This window comes from Microbacterium sp. NPDC080005 (assembly GCF_040702445.1).
In the GTDB taxonomy this organism is placed as follows: Bacteria; Actinomycetota; Actinomycetes; order Actinomycetales; family Microbacteriaceae; genus Microbacterium; species Microbacterium oleivorans_D.
Genome location: NZ_JBFBLD010000001.1, coordinates 849,029 through 864,988, shown reverse-complemented (window position 1 = coordinate 864,988; position 15,960 = coordinate 849,029). Strand labels below are relative to the sequence as shown.

General features: G+C 69.8%; 14 protein-coding genes. 1 reads left to right on the top strand and 13 read right to left on the bottom strand.

The window, feature by feature from the left end; all coding sequences use genetic code 11:
* Positions 1–72: 72 nt before the first annotated feature.
* The 6 genes from gltX to AB0259_RS04105 are packed head-to-tail and all read right to left on the bottom strand — an operon-like array spanning position 73 to position 7,403.
* Complete coding sequence (gene gltX, locus AB0259_RS04130) at positions 73–1,587, bottom strand: glutamate--tRNA ligase (protein ID WP_366220475.1); 1,515 nt, start codon at positions 1,585–1,587, stop codon at positions 73–75.
* A gap of 40 nt (positions 1,588–1,627) precedes the next feature.
* Complete coding sequence (locus tag AB0259_RS04125) at positions 1,628–2,863, bottom strand: MFS transporter (protein WP_251581148.1); 1,236 nt, start codon at positions 2,861–2,863, stop codon at positions 1,628–1,630.
* On the bottom strand, positions 2,856–3,623 hold the full coding sequence (locus AB0259_RS04120) for a fumarylacetoacetate hydrolase family protein (protein WP_251581150.1): 768 nt from the start codon (positions 3,621–3,623) through the stop codon (positions 2,856–2,858). The genes AB0259_RS04125 and AB0259_RS04120 overlap by 8 nt, the downstream gene beginning before the upstream one ends.
* A gap of 3 nt (positions 3,624–3,626) precedes the next feature.
* Positions 3,627–4,721: a branched-chain amino acid aminotransferase gene (locus AB0259_RS04115; RefSeq protein WP_366220476.1), complete on the bottom strand. Its 1,095-nt coding sequence runs from the start codon at positions 4,719–4,721 to the stop codon at positions 3,627–3,629.
* Between the two features lie 49 nt (positions 4,722–4,770).
* On the bottom strand, positions 4,771–5,823 hold the full coding sequence (locus AB0259_RS04110) for a 3-isopropylmalate dehydrogenase (protein ID WP_366220477.1): 1,053 nt from the start codon (positions 5,821–5,823) through the stop codon (positions 4,771–4,773).
* A gap of 32 nt (positions 5,824–5,855) precedes the next feature.
* Entirely contained in the window at positions 5,856–7,403 is a 1,548-nt protein-coding gene (locus tag AB0259_RS04105; protein ID WP_366220479.1) for an MFS transporter, read from the bottom strand.
* Between the two features lie 65 nt (positions 7,404–7,468).
* Between AB0259_RS04105 and AB0259_RS04100 the strand changes: the two genes are divergently transcribed.
* A complete protein-coding gene (locus AB0259_RS04100; protein WP_366220480.1) occupies positions 7,469–8,011 on the top strand; it encodes a TetR family transcriptional regulator in 543 nt (180 codons plus the stop codon).
* A 150-nt stretch (positions 8,012–8,161) separates the two neighbouring features.
* Here the strand turns inward: AB0259_RS04100 and serA are convergent, their stop codons facing one another.
* The 7 genes from serA to ilvD all read right to left on the bottom strand — a co-directional run bounded on the left by serA (position 8,162) and on the right by ilvD (position 15,959).
* Positions 8,162–9,766, bottom strand: coding sequence for a phosphoglycerate dehydrogenase (serA, locus tag AB0259_RS04095; protein WP_366220481.1), 1,605 nt, complete (start codon positions 9,764–9,766; stop codon positions 8,162–8,164).
* A gap of 122 nt (positions 9,767–9,888) precedes the next feature.
* Complete coding sequence (locus tag AB0259_RS04090; RefSeq protein ID WP_366220482.1) at positions 9,889–10,233, bottom strand: hypothetical protein; 345 nt, start codon at positions 10,231–10,233, stop codon at positions 9,889–9,891.
* A gap of 2 nt (positions 10,234–10,235) precedes the next feature.
* Positions 10,236–10,727 (bottom strand): DNA polymerase III subunit gamma/tau, encoded by a 492-nt coding sequence (locus AB0259_RS04085; protein ID WP_366220483.1) that lies wholly within the window; start codon positions 10,725–10,727, stop codon positions 10,236–10,238.
* 107 nt (positions 10,728–10,834) lie between these two features.
* Positions 10,835–11,860, bottom strand: a complete 1,026-nt coding sequence (gene ilvC, locus AB0259_RS04080; RefSeq protein ID WP_366220484.1) for a ketol-acid reductoisomerase — start codon at positions 11,858–11,860, stop codon at positions 10,835–10,837.
* A 44-nt stretch (positions 11,861–11,904) separates the two neighbouring features.
* Positions 11,905–12,414 (bottom strand): acetolactate synthase small subunit, encoded by a 510-nt coding sequence (gene ilvN / locus AB0259_RS04075; RefSeq protein ID WP_065570402.1) that lies wholly within the window; start codon positions 12,412–12,414, stop codon positions 11,905–11,907.
* Positions 12,415–12,416: 2 nt separating this feature from the next.
* Entirely contained in the window at positions 12,417–14,210 is a 1,794-nt protein-coding gene (locus tag AB0259_RS04070) for an acetolactate synthase large subunit (RefSeq protein ID WP_366220485.1), read from the bottom strand.
* A gap of 42 nt (positions 14,211–14,252) precedes the next feature.
* Entirely contained in the window at positions 14,253–15,959 is a 1,707-nt protein-coding gene (gene ilvD / locus AB0259_RS04065; RefSeq protein WP_064001909.1) for a dihydroxy-acid dehydratase, read from the bottom strand.
* Position 15,960: the final 1 nt, after the last annotated feature.

Below are 15,960 nucleotides of genomic sequence, written 5' to 3'. Positions count from 1 at the left end.
CGTACCGAGGATCAAGCTTAGCCCACGGCACGGCCCCGGCCAAACCGGACGCGCATCCCGAGCGCGTCGGGCTCAGCTGCGCGCGGCCCGCAGCCGCTCGAGACGCTCGAGGGTGACGGGCTTGCCGAGGAGCTCCATCGATTCGAACAGCGGCGGCGAGACGCGACGACCGCTCAGCGCCACGCGCGCCGGGCCGTACGCGACGCGCGGCTTGAGGCCCAGCCCGTCGATGAGGGATGCCGCGAGTGCCGCCTGGATCGAGTCGGCGACGAAGTCGCCCTCCGGCAGCGCCTGGAGCGCCTCGATCGACCCGGCGAGCACCTCCGCGGCGTTCGCCGGCAACCCCTTCAGCGCGTCCTCGTCGTAGGACTCGACGTCGCGGAACAGGAAGCCGAGCAGTCCAGGCGCATCGCCGAGCATCTGCATGCGCTCCTGCACGAGCGGCGCCGCCTTCGCGAGCATCTCGCGCTGCGCATCCGTCGGCGGCGTGCTGACCACACCGGCGCCGACCAGGTAGGGCACCAGGCGTGACGCGAAGTCGGCGGGCTCCAGCATCCGGATGTGGTCGCCGTTGATCGACTCGGCCTTCTTCTGGTCGAAGCGGGCCGGGTTCGGGTTGACGTCGACGATGTCGAACGCCTCGATGAGCTCCTGACGCGAGAACACGTCGCGATCGGCCGCGATCGACCAGCCGAGGAGGGCGAGGTAGTTCAGGAGGCCCTCGTGGATGAAGCCCTTCTCCCGCTGCAGGAAGAGGTCGGCCTTGGGGTCGCGCTTGGAGAGCTTCTTCGTGCCCTCCTCCCCCAACACGAGCGGCATGTGCGCGAACCGCGGGACGAAGGTCGTCACACCGGCGTCGATCAGCGCGCTGTAGAGAGCGAGCTGACGAGCGGTCGACGGCATGAGGTCTTCGCCGCGCAGCACGTGGGTGATGCCCATCAGCGCGTCGTCGACGGGGTTCGTGAAGGTGTAGAGCGGGATGCCGCCGGCACGGACGACGACGAAGTCGGGGAACGAGCCGGCCGGGAAGGTGACCTCGCCGCGGATGAGGTCGACGTAGGTCACGTCCTCGTCCGGCACGCGCAGACGCCAGGCGGGCTCGCGCCCCTCCGCGCGGAACGCGGCCTTCTGCTCGTCCGTCAGCGTGCGGTCGAAGTTGTCGTAGCCGAGCTGCTTCGCGCGACCGTTCGCCTCGTTGCGGGCGTCGATCTCCTCGGCCGTCGAGTACGACTCGTATACGGCGCCGCTCGCGATCAGCGTGTCGAGGACCTCGCGGTAGATGTCATGGCGCTGCGACTGCCGATACGGCTCGTGCGGACCGCCCTTCTCGACTCCCTCATCCCAGTCGATCTCGAGCCAGGTCAACGCGTCGACGAGCTGGCGGTAGCTCTCCTCGCTGTCGCGGGCGGCATCCGTGTCCTCCACGCGGAAGATCATCTTGCCGCCGGTGTGCCGCGCGTAGGCCCAGTTGAACAGGGCTGTGCGGACCATCCCGACGTGGGGGAGCCCCGTCGGCGAGGGGCAGAACCGGACGCGGACGTCGGAGCCGGAGGCGGTCGTGGTGAGGGGGTGCGGTGCAGTGGACATCGCCCTCAAGTCTACGACCGGCGCCGCACCCGCCCCGCGCTCAGCGGCGTGCGTAGGGCGACAGGACCGTGATCGCGACGACGATCGCGAGGGCGACGAGGGCGAGCCCGCCGTAGCCGATGAGACCGAGGATGCCGCCGGCGAGGACGGCGCCGATCGCTGCGGACAGGGTCATCGCGGTGTCGCTGCGGCCCTGTCGCCGCGGTCGCAGTTCGGTCGGGGTGGCCTCGGTCAGCAGCGCCGCACCGCCGACGGTCGCGGCACTCCAGCCGAGGCCCAGGAGCAGGAGGGCGACGAGCACCGCGGCCGGCGAGTCGGGGGCGACGGCCGCGGTCAGGAGCGACGCGGCGAGGATCCCCTGACCGAGGAGGATCGTCTGCAGCCGCCCCCAGCGGTCGGCGAGGATGCCGAACACCGGTGACAGTCCGTACATGCCGAACACGTGCAGCGCGATCGTGACGCCCACGATGGTCGTGACGTTCCGGGGGTCGAGGTGGGACAGATGGACCGGCGTCATCGCCATCACCGACGCCATCGTCACATGGGATCCCGCCACGGCGAACACGGCGTACCGCGCGACGACGGGGCGATCGGGCTCGTCCACCCGCGGCGCCCCGGGATCTCGGGAGCGGGCGATCTGCTGCGCGACCCTCAGCGGGTCAGGGCGCAGCGCCGCCACGTAGAGCACGAGGGCGAGCGTCTGCGCGACGATCGAGAACGCGTACGACCCGGTGAGGGGCGGCATCCCGAGCCACCGGCCGACGGCCTCGCCGGGTGTCAGCATGAGTGGGCCGACCACACCGCCGACGGTCGTCGCCCAGACCACGGTGCCGAGGTCGCGTCCGCGGCGCCCCTGCCCCGACAGGTCGGTCGCGGCGAACCGCGACTGCAGGTTCCCCGCGTTCCCGGCGCCGATGAGGATGACGCCCGCAAGCAGGAGAGGGAACGATCGCAGCGCGGCCGAGGTGATCACGACGGCGATCCCGACCAGCGCCAGAAGGTTCCCCAGTGTCAGCGCCCGCCGTCGCCCATGCGCCGAGGCCAGACGGGCGAGCGGGATCGCGCAGAGCGCGGCACCGAGGGTGACGGATGCCGTCGCGAACCCCGACAGCGACTCCTCACCCGACAGATCCGCCGCCAGGAGAGCGCCGAGCGACACGGTCGCGCCGAACGCGACACCGCCGAGCACTTGACCGGCAGCGAGGACCGTGACGGTGCGTCGCTGGATGCGTGCGACGTCCGACGCCGTGGCGGAGAGTTCTCCTCCGTCAGGCATTCCGCGCCGTGTTGCGCAGGATGCCGAGACCCGTGATCTCCACCTCGAGCACATCTCCGGCGTGGAACTCCCCGATCCCTGCCGGTGTGCCCGTCAGGATGACGTCGCCAGGCAGGAGCGTGAAGGCGGCCGACGCGTAGGCGATGATGTCGGGGACCGAGTGGACCATGTCCGAGATCGGACCGTCCTGCCGGACCTCGCCGTTGACCCGCGAGACGATCCGCGCACCACCGTCGAGGTCGAACTCCGTCTCGATGATCGGCCCGAGCGGGCAGAACGTGTCGAAGCCCTTGGCGCGGGACCACTGGCCGTCGGAACGCTGCAGGTCGCGAGCCGTGATGTCGTTGCCGATCGTGTAGCCGAAGACGTAGTCGAGCGCCTTGTCGGCCGAGACGTTCTTCGCGACACGACCGATGACGACGGCGAGCTCACCCTCGTAATCGGTGCGCTGTGACTGCGGCGGCCGCACGATCGCGTCGTCGGGTCCGATCACGGACGTGTTGGGCTTGAGGAACAGCAGGGGCTCGCTGGGCGCCTCGCCCCCCATCTCGGCAGCGTGGTCGCGGTAGTTCTTGCCGACGCAGACGATCTTCGAACGAGGGATCGACGGCGCCAGAAGGGTGATCTCCGCGAGGGGGATCCGCTCCCCCGTCGTCTCGAACCCGGCGAACATCGGGTCGCCGGCGAGCTCGACGACCTCTTTCTCGTCGATGATGCCGTAGCGGATGGCCTCGTTGCGGCTGTACCGGACGATCCGCACGGGTCAGCCGTCCAGCCGGGTGAGCCAGCCGTGGACGTCCTCGGCGCGGCCGTACTGGATGTCGGTCAGGTGCTGTCGCAGTTCGAGCGCGAGCGTTCCGGTGGGCTGCGCGTCCTCGAAACCGGAGGCCTTCAGTGCTCCGATCGGGGTCACCACGGCGGCGGTTCCGCAGGCGAAGACCTCGACGATCTCACCCGAGGCGACCCCGTCGCGCCACTCGGAGAGCGAGACCGCGCGCCGCTCGACCCGGTGCCCCCGGTCCTCGGCGAGACGGAGGATCGAGTCGCGGGTGATCCCGGCGAGGATCGACTCCGACTCCGGCGTCACGAGGGTGCCGTCCTTCATGACGAAGACGACGTTCATGCCGCCGAGCTCCTCGACGTTGCCGTCCTCGTCGAGGAAGACGACCTGGTCGCAGCCCTTCTCGTACGCCTCCGCCTGCGGCAGCAGGCTCGCGGCGTAGTTGCCACCGGTCTTCGCCGCTCCCGTGCCGCCCTTGCCCGCGCGAGCGTAGTCCTCGCTCAGCCAGATCTTCACCGGGGTGACGCCGCCCTTGAAGTAGGCACCCGCCGGGCTCGCGATCAGGTAGTAGGCGACCTTCTCCGCGGGACGGACACCGAGGAACGCCTCCTTCGCGAACATGAACGGACGCAGGTACAGGCTCTGGTCGGCGCCGGAGGGCACCCAGTCACCGTCCACCGCGATCAGCTCGCGCAGCGACTGGAGGAAGTATTCGGCGGGGAGCTCGGGCAGCGCCATGCGGCGGGCGGAGCGCTGCAGGCGACGAGCGTTCTCCTCGGGGCGGAACGTGTGGATCGAGCCGTCCGCGTGACGGTACGCCTTGATGCCCTCGAAGATCTCCTGGCCGTAGTGCAGCACAGCGGCCGCCGGTGAGAGCGAGATCGGCCCGTAGGGCTGGACGCGGGGCCGGTGCCAGCCGCCCTTCGACGACCAGCAGATGTCGACCATGTGGTCGGTGAAGTTCGTGCCGAAGCCGGGGTTCGCGAGGATCTCCTCGCGGGCGGGAGGGGATGCCGCAGCCAGGTTCTTCGTCACCGAGAAGGTGAGGGGGGCTGCGGTCGAGTCGGTGAGGGTCATGTCAGTCCTGTTCCTCGCGCGGCGTCTGCGCGGCGCGCATCCACTCAGATTACGCCCGGAGGCGTGCGGTGATGGCGTCGCCGACCTGCGCGGTCGTGCGGGCGGAGCCGTCCCTGCTCTCGATGTCCTCGCGGGCCGCGCGGGTGACGCGCTCGGCCTCGCCCTGCAGTCCGAGGTGGTCGAGCAGCAGGGCGACGGAGAGGATCGCAGCGGTGGGATCGGCGATCTGCTGTCCGGCGATGTCGGGCGCGGAACCGTGCACGGGCTCGAACATCGACGGGAACGCGCCGTCGGGGTTGATGTTCCCCGAAGCGGCGAGGCCGATGCCTCCGGTGACGGCGCCGGCCAAGTCGGTCAGGATGTCGCCGAAGAGGTTGTCGGTGACGATCACGTCGAAGCGGCCCGGGTTCGTGACCAGGAAGATCGTCGCCGCGTCGACGTGCAGGTAGTCTACGGCCACGTCCGGGTGCTCCGCGGCCACCTCGTCGACGATCCGCTTCCACATGCCGCCGGCGTGGATGAGCACGTTGGTCTTGTGCACGAGGGTCAGCTTCCGACGGCGCTTCTGCGCCTGCGCGAAGGCGAACCGGACGACCCGCTCGACCCCGAACGCCGTGTTCACGGAGGTCTCGTTCGCGATTTCGTGCGGCGTGCCGGTGCGGATCGAGCCGCCGTTGCCCACGTAGGGGCCTTCGGTGCCCTCGCGCACCACGACGAAGTCGATCTCCCCCGGCTCCGCGAGCGGACCCGAGGCGCCCGGGTACAGGACCGACGGGCGGAGGTTGACGTAGTGGTCCAGCGCGAAACGCAGCTTCAGCAGCAGGCCCCGCTCGATGTTCGCGTCCTTCAGACGGGGGTCCCCCGGCATCCCGCCGACGGCACCGAGGAGGATGGCGTCGTGCGCGGCGATCGCGGCGAGGTCCTCGTCGGTCAGGGTGTCACCCGTCTCGAGGTAGCGGGCGGCGCCCAGGGAGAACCGGGTCTTCTCGAACGTCACCTCGGCTCCCTCGGTCACGGCGTCGAGCACCTTCTCGGCCTCTGCGACGACCTCCGGACCGATGCCGTCTCCGGGGATGACGGCCAGCTTCACGACGCGCGACATCGCTCTCCTCGTTCTCGGGGGGACCCGCGCGATCAGTCCTCGACGCGCGGGGTGCGGGTTCCCTTCAGCGTAGTGGCCGCGATGACGGCCGCGCAGACGACGAGGACGGCCCCGATGATCGAGGTGACACCCACGCCCGCATCGAAGGCGGATGCCGCGGCCTCGACGACGCGGTCGCCCATTGCGCCCGGGAGTCCGTCCGCGACGGTGACCGCCCCGCCGAGGGTCTCGCGCGCCGCCGCAGCCGCGCCCGCCGGCACACCGTCCGGGAGGACGATTCCGGCACGGTAGAGGGCGGTGAGGATGCCGCCGAGCACCGCGGTCCCGAGCACGGCACCGAGCTCGTACGCAGTCTCGGACACGGCGCTCGCCGCTCCCGCCTTCGCGGGCGGCGCGGTGGCGAGGATGAGTTCGTTGGACACCGTCTCGGCCGCACCGATGCCGATGCCGAGCAGCGCGAAGGCGCCGATGAGGATGCCGAGGGCCGCGGCATCCGTCGACACCGCGATCACGACGTACGCCGCGATCGACAGGGCGAGGGCGACGGGGACGACCACCCGGGGCGACACCCGGCGGGAGACCGGCACGACGGCGAGACCCGACACGATCATGAGCGCGAGTCCCGGGACGAGGGCGAGGCCCGCCTGCAGCGGGCTCAACCCGACGATCAGCTGCAGATGCTGCGTCACGAAGTAGAGGAAGCCGACGAGGGCGACCACGCTCAGCAGGTTCACGAGGAGCGCTCCGGTGAACGCGCCGCGACGGAACAGGCGCATGTCGAGCATGGGGCTCTCGGAGCGCAGCTGACGGCGCACGAAGATCCACCCGAAGGCCAGCCCGACGAGCACGAGCACCAGCGGGAGCGGCCCCGGACCGTGGACGGCGACTTCCTTGATCGCGTAGACGACCGGCACCATCGTCGCCATGCTGAGGACGATGCTGACGGGGTCGATGCGACCGGGACGCGGGTCGCGACTCTCGGGCACGAGGAGGGGCGCGAGCACCAGCAGCGGGATGAGGACCGGCACGGCGAGCAGGAACACCGAACCCCACGCGAAGTGCTCGAGGAGCACACCGCCGACGATCGGCCCCAGCGCGGATCCGGCTGAGAACATCGACGCCCACACGGCGATCGCGAGGCGCCGCTGGTCGCGGTCGGTGAAGATGCTCCGCAGCAGCGACATGGTCGACGGCATGAGCATCGCGCCGAACAGGCCCATCGTCGCGCGCGCCGCGATGAGGAGCTCGGCCGAGGGGGCGAAAGCGGCCAGCGCCGAGACGGCGGCGAACCCGGTCGCACCGATCATCAGCATGCGCCGGCGGCCGAATCGGTCGCCCAGCGATCCCATCGTCACGAGGAGGCCGGCGAGCACGAGCGGGTAGACGTCGATGATCCACAGCTGCTGCGCGCTCGTCGGGGTCAGGTCGCGCGCGATCTCGGGCAGCGCGAAACTCAGCACCGTGTTGTCGACCGACACCAGGAGCACGGGCAGCATGAGCACGGCCAGCGCCGCCCACCCGCGCCATCCCTGCCGCGTGCCCGCCGCGTCGGCCGTTCGGATCTCTTCCGTCAACGTCATCATTAGTACACCGTCCAGCCGGTATAGTAACAGAGTCAGGCGCTCATCCGCGAGAGGATCGGAGCATGAGCAGACCACCGAAAGCCAAGGAGAGCGTCCTCGGCGCGTTCGAGGCGGCGCTCATCGACGGCGGCGCCCGCGGCGCGACGATGGATGCCGTCGCCGCCGCCGCCGGGGTCTCCAAGGGCGGACTGCTCTACCACTACGCGTCGAAGGACGCGCTCGAAGCCGCGCTCCTGGAACGGATGAGGCGCCTCGTCGAGATCGACGTGGAGGACATGCTCCGGGCTCCCGAAGGCGTCATCGCGGCCTTCGTGCGGACGTCGGTGCACACCGGGTCGCCGTTGGATCGAGCCATCATCGCCGCGTCCCGCCTGGCGCAGACCGGCCACGCCGAGGCCTCCGACGCCCTGCGTCGGGTGCGGGAGCTCTGGGAGGAGGCGCTCCGCCCCCACACCCGCGACGAGACCGCGCTGCAGCTCGTGCTGCTCGTCAGCGACGGCCTGTACTTCAACAGCGCGCTCGCGACGGGCGCGCTCCCCGGCCCTCTCCCCCGCGGCGCCGAGCTCGACGCGCTGATCGCGCTCGTCGAGCGCGCCGCGCGCTAGCCGCATCCGCTCCCCTGCCACAAACGACCACCGCGCGCGGCGTGTCGTGACAGGGGAACGCGACACCGGGCCACCGCATCCGCTCCCCCGTCGCGAACCGCCAGCGCGCACGGCGCGTCGTGACAGGGGATGAGCGGATGCCGAGGCGGGTCAGACCTCGCTGAGCTCGATCTGCCGGAACAGGTCGGCGGCGACGGCGTCGCGCAGCTCGTCGAGCATCGTCTCGGGGATCGGCGAGTCGACCGTCAGCACGGACAGTGCTCGGCCGCTCGCGTCCGGCCGCGCGACCTGCAGGCCGGCGATGTTGATGCCCGCCTCGCCCAGCTTCTGGCCGTAGATCGCGACGATGCCCGGGCGGTCGGCGTAGCGCATGACGACGTGGTACCGGCTGATCGGGACCTCGACCTCGTAGCCGTTGATGCCGACGACCTTGGGCACCATCCGTGTGCCGGCGAGGGTGCCTTCGACAGTGAGGACGGTGCCGTCGGACAGCGTGCCGCGCAGGATCGTGATGTTGCGGTACAGCGGGCTCTCGGATTCCACGATGAGGCGGGTCTCGATGCCGCGCTGCTCCGCGAAGAGCGGCGCGTTCACGTACGAGACGTTCTCGCTCACGATGTTGGTGAAGATGCCCTTGAGCGCGGCCAGGCGGTAGACGCTCACGTCGTAGTCGGCCAGTTCGCCGCGCACCTCGATGTCGAGGCTCGTCAGTGCGCTCGGTGCGAGCCCGGTGAAGATCTGGCCGAGCTGCTCGACGAGCGCGATGCCGGGGCGCACGAAGGGGTCGATGACGCCACCGGCGACGTTGACGGCGTCGGGCACCAGGTCGCCCTCGAGGGCGAGCTTGACGGACTTGGCGACCGAGACGCCGGCCTTCTCCTGCGCCTCCTCCGTCGAGGCCCCGAGGTGCGGGGTCACGACGACGTTCGGGAGCGACAGCAGCGGGAAGGCTGTGCCGTCCTGCGCGGGCGGCTCGCTCGTGAAGACGTCGAGTCCGGCTCCCGCGATCTGACCCGTCGTCAGCGCGGTGTACAGCGCCTCTTCGTCGATGAGGCCGCCGCGGGCGACGTTCACGACATAGGCGGAGTTTTTCATGATCTCGAACTGCGCGGCCCCGATCATGCCCGTCGTCTCGGGGGTCTTGGGCATGTGGATCGTGACGAAGTCGCTCGTCCGCAGCAGCTCGTCGAGGGTGACGAGCTGCACACCCAGCTGCTGGGCACGCGTCGGCGTGACGTAGGGGTCGTAGGCGACCACGGAGACCCCGAAGGCCTGCACGCGGGCTGCGATGAGTGCGCCGATCCGCCCGAGGCCGATGATGCCGACCGTCTTCTCGTACAGCTCGGTGCCCGTGAAGGACGAGCGCTTCCAGGCGCCGGCGGCGAGGGACGAGTGCGCCGCCGGGATGTGACGGGCGAGGCTCAGGATGTGGCCGACGGTGAGCTCGGCGGCGGAGATGATGTTCGACGTCGGGGCGTTGACGACCATCACGCCGGCGCTGGTGGCCGCCTTGATGTCGACGTTGTCGAGGCCGACACCGGCGCGCGCGATGACCTTGAGCGACGGCGCGGCGGCGATCGCCTCGGCATCCATCTTCGTGGCCGAGCGGATGAGGACCGCGTCGGCGTCCGCGAGCGCCGGGAGGAGTGCCGCACGGTCGGCTCCGTCGACGGATCGGACCTCGAAGTCGGGGCCGAGGGCCTCGATCGTGGCGGGAGAGAGTTCTTCGGCGATGAGGACGACAGGCTTGGGCACGGCAGACCTTCGGGTACGCGGGGGTGGATCGCCACGGAGCCGGCCGAGAGGTGACCGACGACGGTACGCGGCTTGCCCAGCCTAGCGAAGACCCACGACCGCCCCGGACCGTGTGACACCCGTCACGATCCGACGAGCGAGTTCCCGTTCGTGATCGCGTAGGTGAGGATGTTCAGCCAGAACACGGCGACGAGACCGAGCCCCACGAGGAGGACGACCGCGAGGTGGAGCACCGGGCGTCGCCGCGCGAGGACGACTCCGGCGACGAACACAATGATGGGGAAGACGACGGAGAACAGCAGGATCGCCCATCCGCCGCCGTTCAGGCCCTCGACGCCCGTGGCCTGCGCGAGCAGGAAGGCGACGGCCGTCCAGACCGCGTACGCGTAGAACAGTCCGAAGAGACCGGCGACAGCGGCGGGCAGCCAGGACGGACCGCGGCGCACCGCCTGGTTCGAGGTCGTCACGATCAGACTCCGATCACGAAGGGCCACGGCAGGAGCAGGAACACGCCGACGACCAGCCACGCGAACCTCACCCACGCGGCGGACGCGCGGGTGAGCAGCATGACGCCGCCGAACCAGAGGGCGGGGGCCGCGACCGCGACCCACAGCGCCGGCACGACGGCCGCCGGTTCGAGCCAGAACGACGTCGCCGCCGCCAGCCGCGAGCTCCCGAGCAGCCACCCCACGGTGTAAAGCAGGTAGATGCCGCCGAGGAGCCCCAGGGACACGAGGGCGACGTTGCCGAGGGGTGCCGGCTCCGCATCCTCGTCCGCCGTCGTCACCGCCTCCGGCGCGGGGGCGACGTCGTCGCCGGGAGTGGTCTCACTCCCCTTCCCGACCGCACGCCACCCGTCGGGGAGCGCAGCGCCGGTGCGCTCGTGACGCGCCGGACGCGTCGGCGAATCGTCGCCCTCCCAGCGGAAGGCGTCCTCGTCGTCGTGAGGGTCGGAAGCCACGCTCCGAGTCTACCGACGCCGAAGGCCCGACCCCTTGTAAGGGTCGGGCCTCCGTGGCTCACGAAAAGCCGGTCCCGGCGGATGCGCCGAGGGCTGGATGCCGAAGGTCAGCGCGCGGCGGATCCTTCGGTGTAGTCGGCGTCCTGCTGCTTCCACGCGAACAGCGCGCGCAGATCCTTGCCGACCGCCTCGATCGGGTGGGCCGCGGCCTTGGAGCGGAGTTCCTGGAACTCCGCGGCGCCGTTGTCCTGGTCGTCGATGAAACGCTTCGCGAACGCGCCGGACTGGATGTCGGCGAGGACGGCGGCCATGTTCTCCTTGACACGCGGGTCGATGACGCGCGGGCCCGACACGTAGTCGCCGTACTCGGCCGTGTCGGAAACCGACCAGCGCTGCTTGGCGATGCCGCCCTCCCACATGAGGTCGACGATGAGCTTCAGCTCGTGGAGCACCTCGAAGTAGGCGATCTCGGGCTGGTATCCCGCCTCGGACAGCGTCTCGAAACCGTACTGGACGAGCTGCGACACACCACCGCAGAGGACGGCCTGCTCACCGAACAGATCGGTCTCGGTCTCCTCGGTGAAGGTGGTCTTGATGACGCCGGCGCGGGTGCCGCCGATCGCCTTCGCGTACGAGAGGGCGACGTCCCAGGCCTGACCGGAGGCGTCCTTCTCGACGGCGATGATGTCGGGGATACCGCGGCCCGCGACGAACTCGCGGCGCACCGTGTGGCCGGGGGCCTTCGGGGCGACGAGGATGACGTCGACGTCGTCGGGGACCTCGATGTAGCCGAAGCGCACGTTGAAGCCGTGGGCGAAGGCGAGGGTCTTGCCGGCGGCGAGGTGCGGCTTGATCTCGTCGTTGAAGATCCCGCGCTGGTGCTGGTCGGGCGCGAGGATCATGATGAGGTCGGCCCACTCGGCGGCATCCGCCACGGACTTGACCTCGAAGCCGTCCTCCGACGCCTTCGGCGCGGACTTCGAGCCCTCCTTGAGGGCGATGACGACCTCGACACCGGAGTCGCGGAGGTTCTGGGCGTGGGCGTGGCCCTGCGAGCCGTACCCGACGATGGCGACCTTCTTGCCCTGGATGAGCGAGATGTCGGCGTCGGCGTCGTAGAGGATCTCAGCCATGTTCGTGTGTGTCTCCTTGTAGATGTCGGTAGAGAAGTTCGGGTTCAGCCGCGCAGGACGCGCTCGGTGATGCTCTTGCCGCCACGGCCGATGGCGACCATGCCGGACTGTGCGAGCTCCTTCACGCCGAACGGTTCGAGGGCTTTGAGGAAGGCGTCGACCTTGCCACGGTCGCCGGTGACCTCGACCACGAGCGCATCGGTGGCGTAGTCCACGACGGACGCACGGAAGAGGTTCACGACCTCGATGACGTTCGAGCGCGTCTGGTTGTCGGCGCGGACCTTCACGAGCATGTGCTCGCGCTGTACCGAGGTCGAGTAGTCGAGCTCGACGATCTTGATGACGTTTACCAGCTTGTTCAGCTGCTTGGTCACCTGCTCGAGAGGCAGCTCCTCGACGTCGACGACGACCGTGATGCGCGAGAGTCCCGGCACCTCGGTGACGCCCACGGCGAGGGAGTCGATGTTGAAGCCGCGACGCGCGAACAGGCCCGCGACGCGCGTGAGGAGACCGGGCTTGTCCTCGACGAGGAGGCTCAGAACGTGCTTGCTCATCGTCACTCCCCCTGCTCGAAAGCCGGCGCGTGCTCACGCGCGTACTGGATGTAGCTGTTGCTCACGCCCTGCGGCACCATCGGCCAGACCATCGCGTCGGCGCTCACGACGAAGTCGATGACGACCGGTCGGTCGTTCGTCTCGAGCGCGGTGCGGATCGCGGCATCCACGTCCTCTTCCTTCTCGACGCGGATCGCGAGACACCCGTAGGCCTCGGCCAGCTTGACGAAGTCGGGGATGCGGATGGTGTCGTGACCCGTGTTGAGATCCGTGTTCGAGTGACGGCCGTCGTAGAACAGCGTCTGCCACTGGCGCACCATGCCCAGCGACGAGTTGTTGATGATCGCGACCTTGATCGGGATGTTGTTGATCGCGCAGGTGGCGAGCTCCTGATTGGTCATCTGGAAGCAGCCGTCGCCGTCGATCGCCCACACGGTGCGATCGGGCTGCGCGACCTTCGCGCCCATCGCCGCCGGGACCGCGTAGCCCATCGTGCCGGCGCCGCCGGAGTTGAGCCACGCGTTGGGACGCTCGTAGCCGATGTACTGGGCGGCCCACATCTGGTGCTGACCGACGCCGGCGGCGAACACGCCCTCCGGCCCGGTGAGCTCGCCGATGCGCGCGATGACGTGCTGCGGAGAGAGGAGCCCGTCGCTGGTGGGTGCCGCGCCGAGCGGGAACTCGGTGCGGAGACCGTCGAGGTAGGACCACCACTCCGAGATGTCGGGCTTCTCGACGCCGGCGAAGGCGGCCTCCAGGTCGACGAGCACGTCCTTCAGGTCGCCCACGATCGGGACGTCCGCCGTGCGGATCTTCGAGATCTCCGCGGGGTCGATGTCGACGTGCACGACCTTCGCGTGGGGCGCGAACAGGGCCGCCTTGCCGGTCACACGGTCGTCGAACCGTGCACCGAGGGCGACGATCAGGTCGGACTCCTGCAGGGCGAGCACCGCCGGCACCGTGCCGTGCATCCCCGGCATGCCCAGCTGCTGCGGGTGCGAGTCGGGGAACGCACCGCGCGCCATGAGGGTCGTGACGACGGGCGCACCGGTCGCCTCGGCCAGCTGGCGCAGCTCGGCTGCTGCCCCCGCGCGGACCACGCCGCCGCCGACGTAGAGGACGGGCTTCTTGGCCTCGGAGATGAGCTGCGCCGCGGCCTGGATCTGCTTGCCGTGCGCCTTGGTCACCGGGCGGTACCCGGGCAGCTCGATCTTCGGAGGCCAGACGAAGGGCGCCTTGGCCTGCTGGGCGTCCTTCGTGATGTCCACGAGGACGGGTCCCGGTCGTCCCGTCGACGCGATCTCGAAGGCGGCCGCGATGGCGCCCGGGATGTCGGCGGGGTCCTTCACGAGGAACGAGTGCTTGGTGATCGGCATCGTGATGCCCACGATGTCGGCCTCCTGGAAGGCATCCGTCCCCATCAGGGTCGAGTACACCTGGCCCGTGATGCAGACGATGGGCATCGAGTCCATGTAGGCGTCCGCGATGGCCGTGACGAGGTTCGTGGCACCGGGGCCGGACGTCGCGATCGCGACGCCGACGCGACCGGATGCCGCGGCGTACCCTTCGGCGGCGTGGCCGGCACCCTGCTCGTGGCGCACGAGGATGTGGCGCAGATCGGTCGAGTCCATCAGCGGGTCGTAGACCTCGATGATGGCCCCGCCGGGGAGGCCGAAGACATCCGTGACCCCGAGGAGCTCGAGCGAGCGGACGACGGCCTGCGCTCCGGTGAGCACGGGCGTGGACGAGCCTCCGGCCGGTGGCCGAGGCACAGCGGCGACGGTGTCAGAAGACATGAGTGATACCTCTGCGGTGATGGATGACGGAGTGTGTGGGGCCTAGCCCGTCGTCGCGCCCTCCGCAGCGGAGCGCACGAGCTTCGAGTACTTGGCCAGCACGCCACGGGTATAGCGCGGGGGAAGGGGCTCCCAGCCGTCACGGCGGGAGTTCAGCTCAGCCTCATCGACGAGTAGGTCGAGAGAGCGAGCCGCGATATCGACCCGTATCAGATCACCATCGCGCACGAAGGCGATGGGACCTGCGTCCACCGCTTCGGGTGCTATGTGGCCGATGCACAGGCCGGTTGTGCCGCCTGAGAATCGTCCGTCCGTCAAGAGTAGTACATCTTTTCCGAGGCCAGCGCCCTTGATGGCGGCCGTCACCGCGAGCATCTCGCGCATGCCGGGACCGCCCTTCGGGCCCTCGTAACGGATGACGACGACGTCGCCGGCGGCGATGCGCCCCTCTTCGAGCGCGTCCATCGCGGCACGCTCGCGCTCGAAGACCCGCGCAGGACCCTCGAAGACCGCGGCGTCGAAACCGGCCGTCTTCACGACGGCGCCCTCGGGGGCCATCGAGCCGTGCAGGATCGTGATGCCGCCGGTCGCGTGGATCGGGTCGTCGAAGGTATGGATGACGGTGCCGTCGATCGGGTCCGGGTCGAGGTCGCGGAGGTTCTCCGCGAGCGTCTTGCCGGTCACGGTCAGCGCGTCTCCGTGCAGAAGACCCTCGTCGAGCATCGCCTTCATGATGACCGGGATGCCGCCGTGCCGGTCGACGTCGTTCATGACGTACTTCCCGAACGGCTTCATGTCGGCGACGTGCGGGACCTTGTCGCCGATCCGGTTGAAGTCGTGGAGCGTGAGGTCCACGTCGGCCTCGCGGGCGATCGCGAGGAGGTGCAGGACGACGTTGGTCGACCCGCCGAGCGCCATCGCGAGGGCGATCGCGTTCTCGAAGGACTCCTTCGTGAGGATGTCGCGGGTCGTGATCCCCTGGCGGAGGAGGTTCACGACGGCCTCGCCGGAGCGGTGCGCGAAGTAGTCCCGGCGGCGGTCGGCGGACGGCGGCGCGGCGGAACCGGGGAGGCTCAGACCGAGCGCCTCGGCGACGGAGGCCATCGTGTTGGCGGTGTACATGCCGCCGCAGGCGCCTTCGCCGGGAGCGATGGCGCACTCGATGCGCTTGAGGTCGGCCTCGCTCATCTTGCCGGCCAGGCACGCGCCGACCGCTTCGAACGAGTCGATAATAGTGACGTCCTTCTCGGTGCCGTCGCTGAGCTTGACCCAGCCGGGGGCGATAGACCCCGCGTAGAGGAAGACGCTCGAGAGGTCGAGCCGGGCGGACGCCATGAGCATGCCGGGGATCGACTTGTCGCAGCCGGCGAGCAGGACCGACCCGTCGAGACGCTCGGCCATCATGACCGTCTCGACGGAGTCGGCGATGACCTCGCGGCTCACGAGGGAGAAGTGCATCCCTTCGTGGCCCATCGAGATGCCGTCCGAGACCGAGATCGTGCCGAACTGGAGCGGGTAGCCGCCGCCGGCGTGCACGCCCTCCTTGGCCCCCTGCGCCAGCCGATCGAGGCTGAGGTTGCAGGGCGTGATCTCGTTCCAGCTGGATGCGATGCCGATCTGGGGCTTGTCCCAGTCCTCGTCGCCCATGCCCACGGCGCGGAGCATGCCGCGTGACGTGGTGGCTTCGATGCCGTCGGTCACCGCGCGGCTGCGGGGCTTGATGTCGATCGTCTCGTCGGGTGAAGGCATT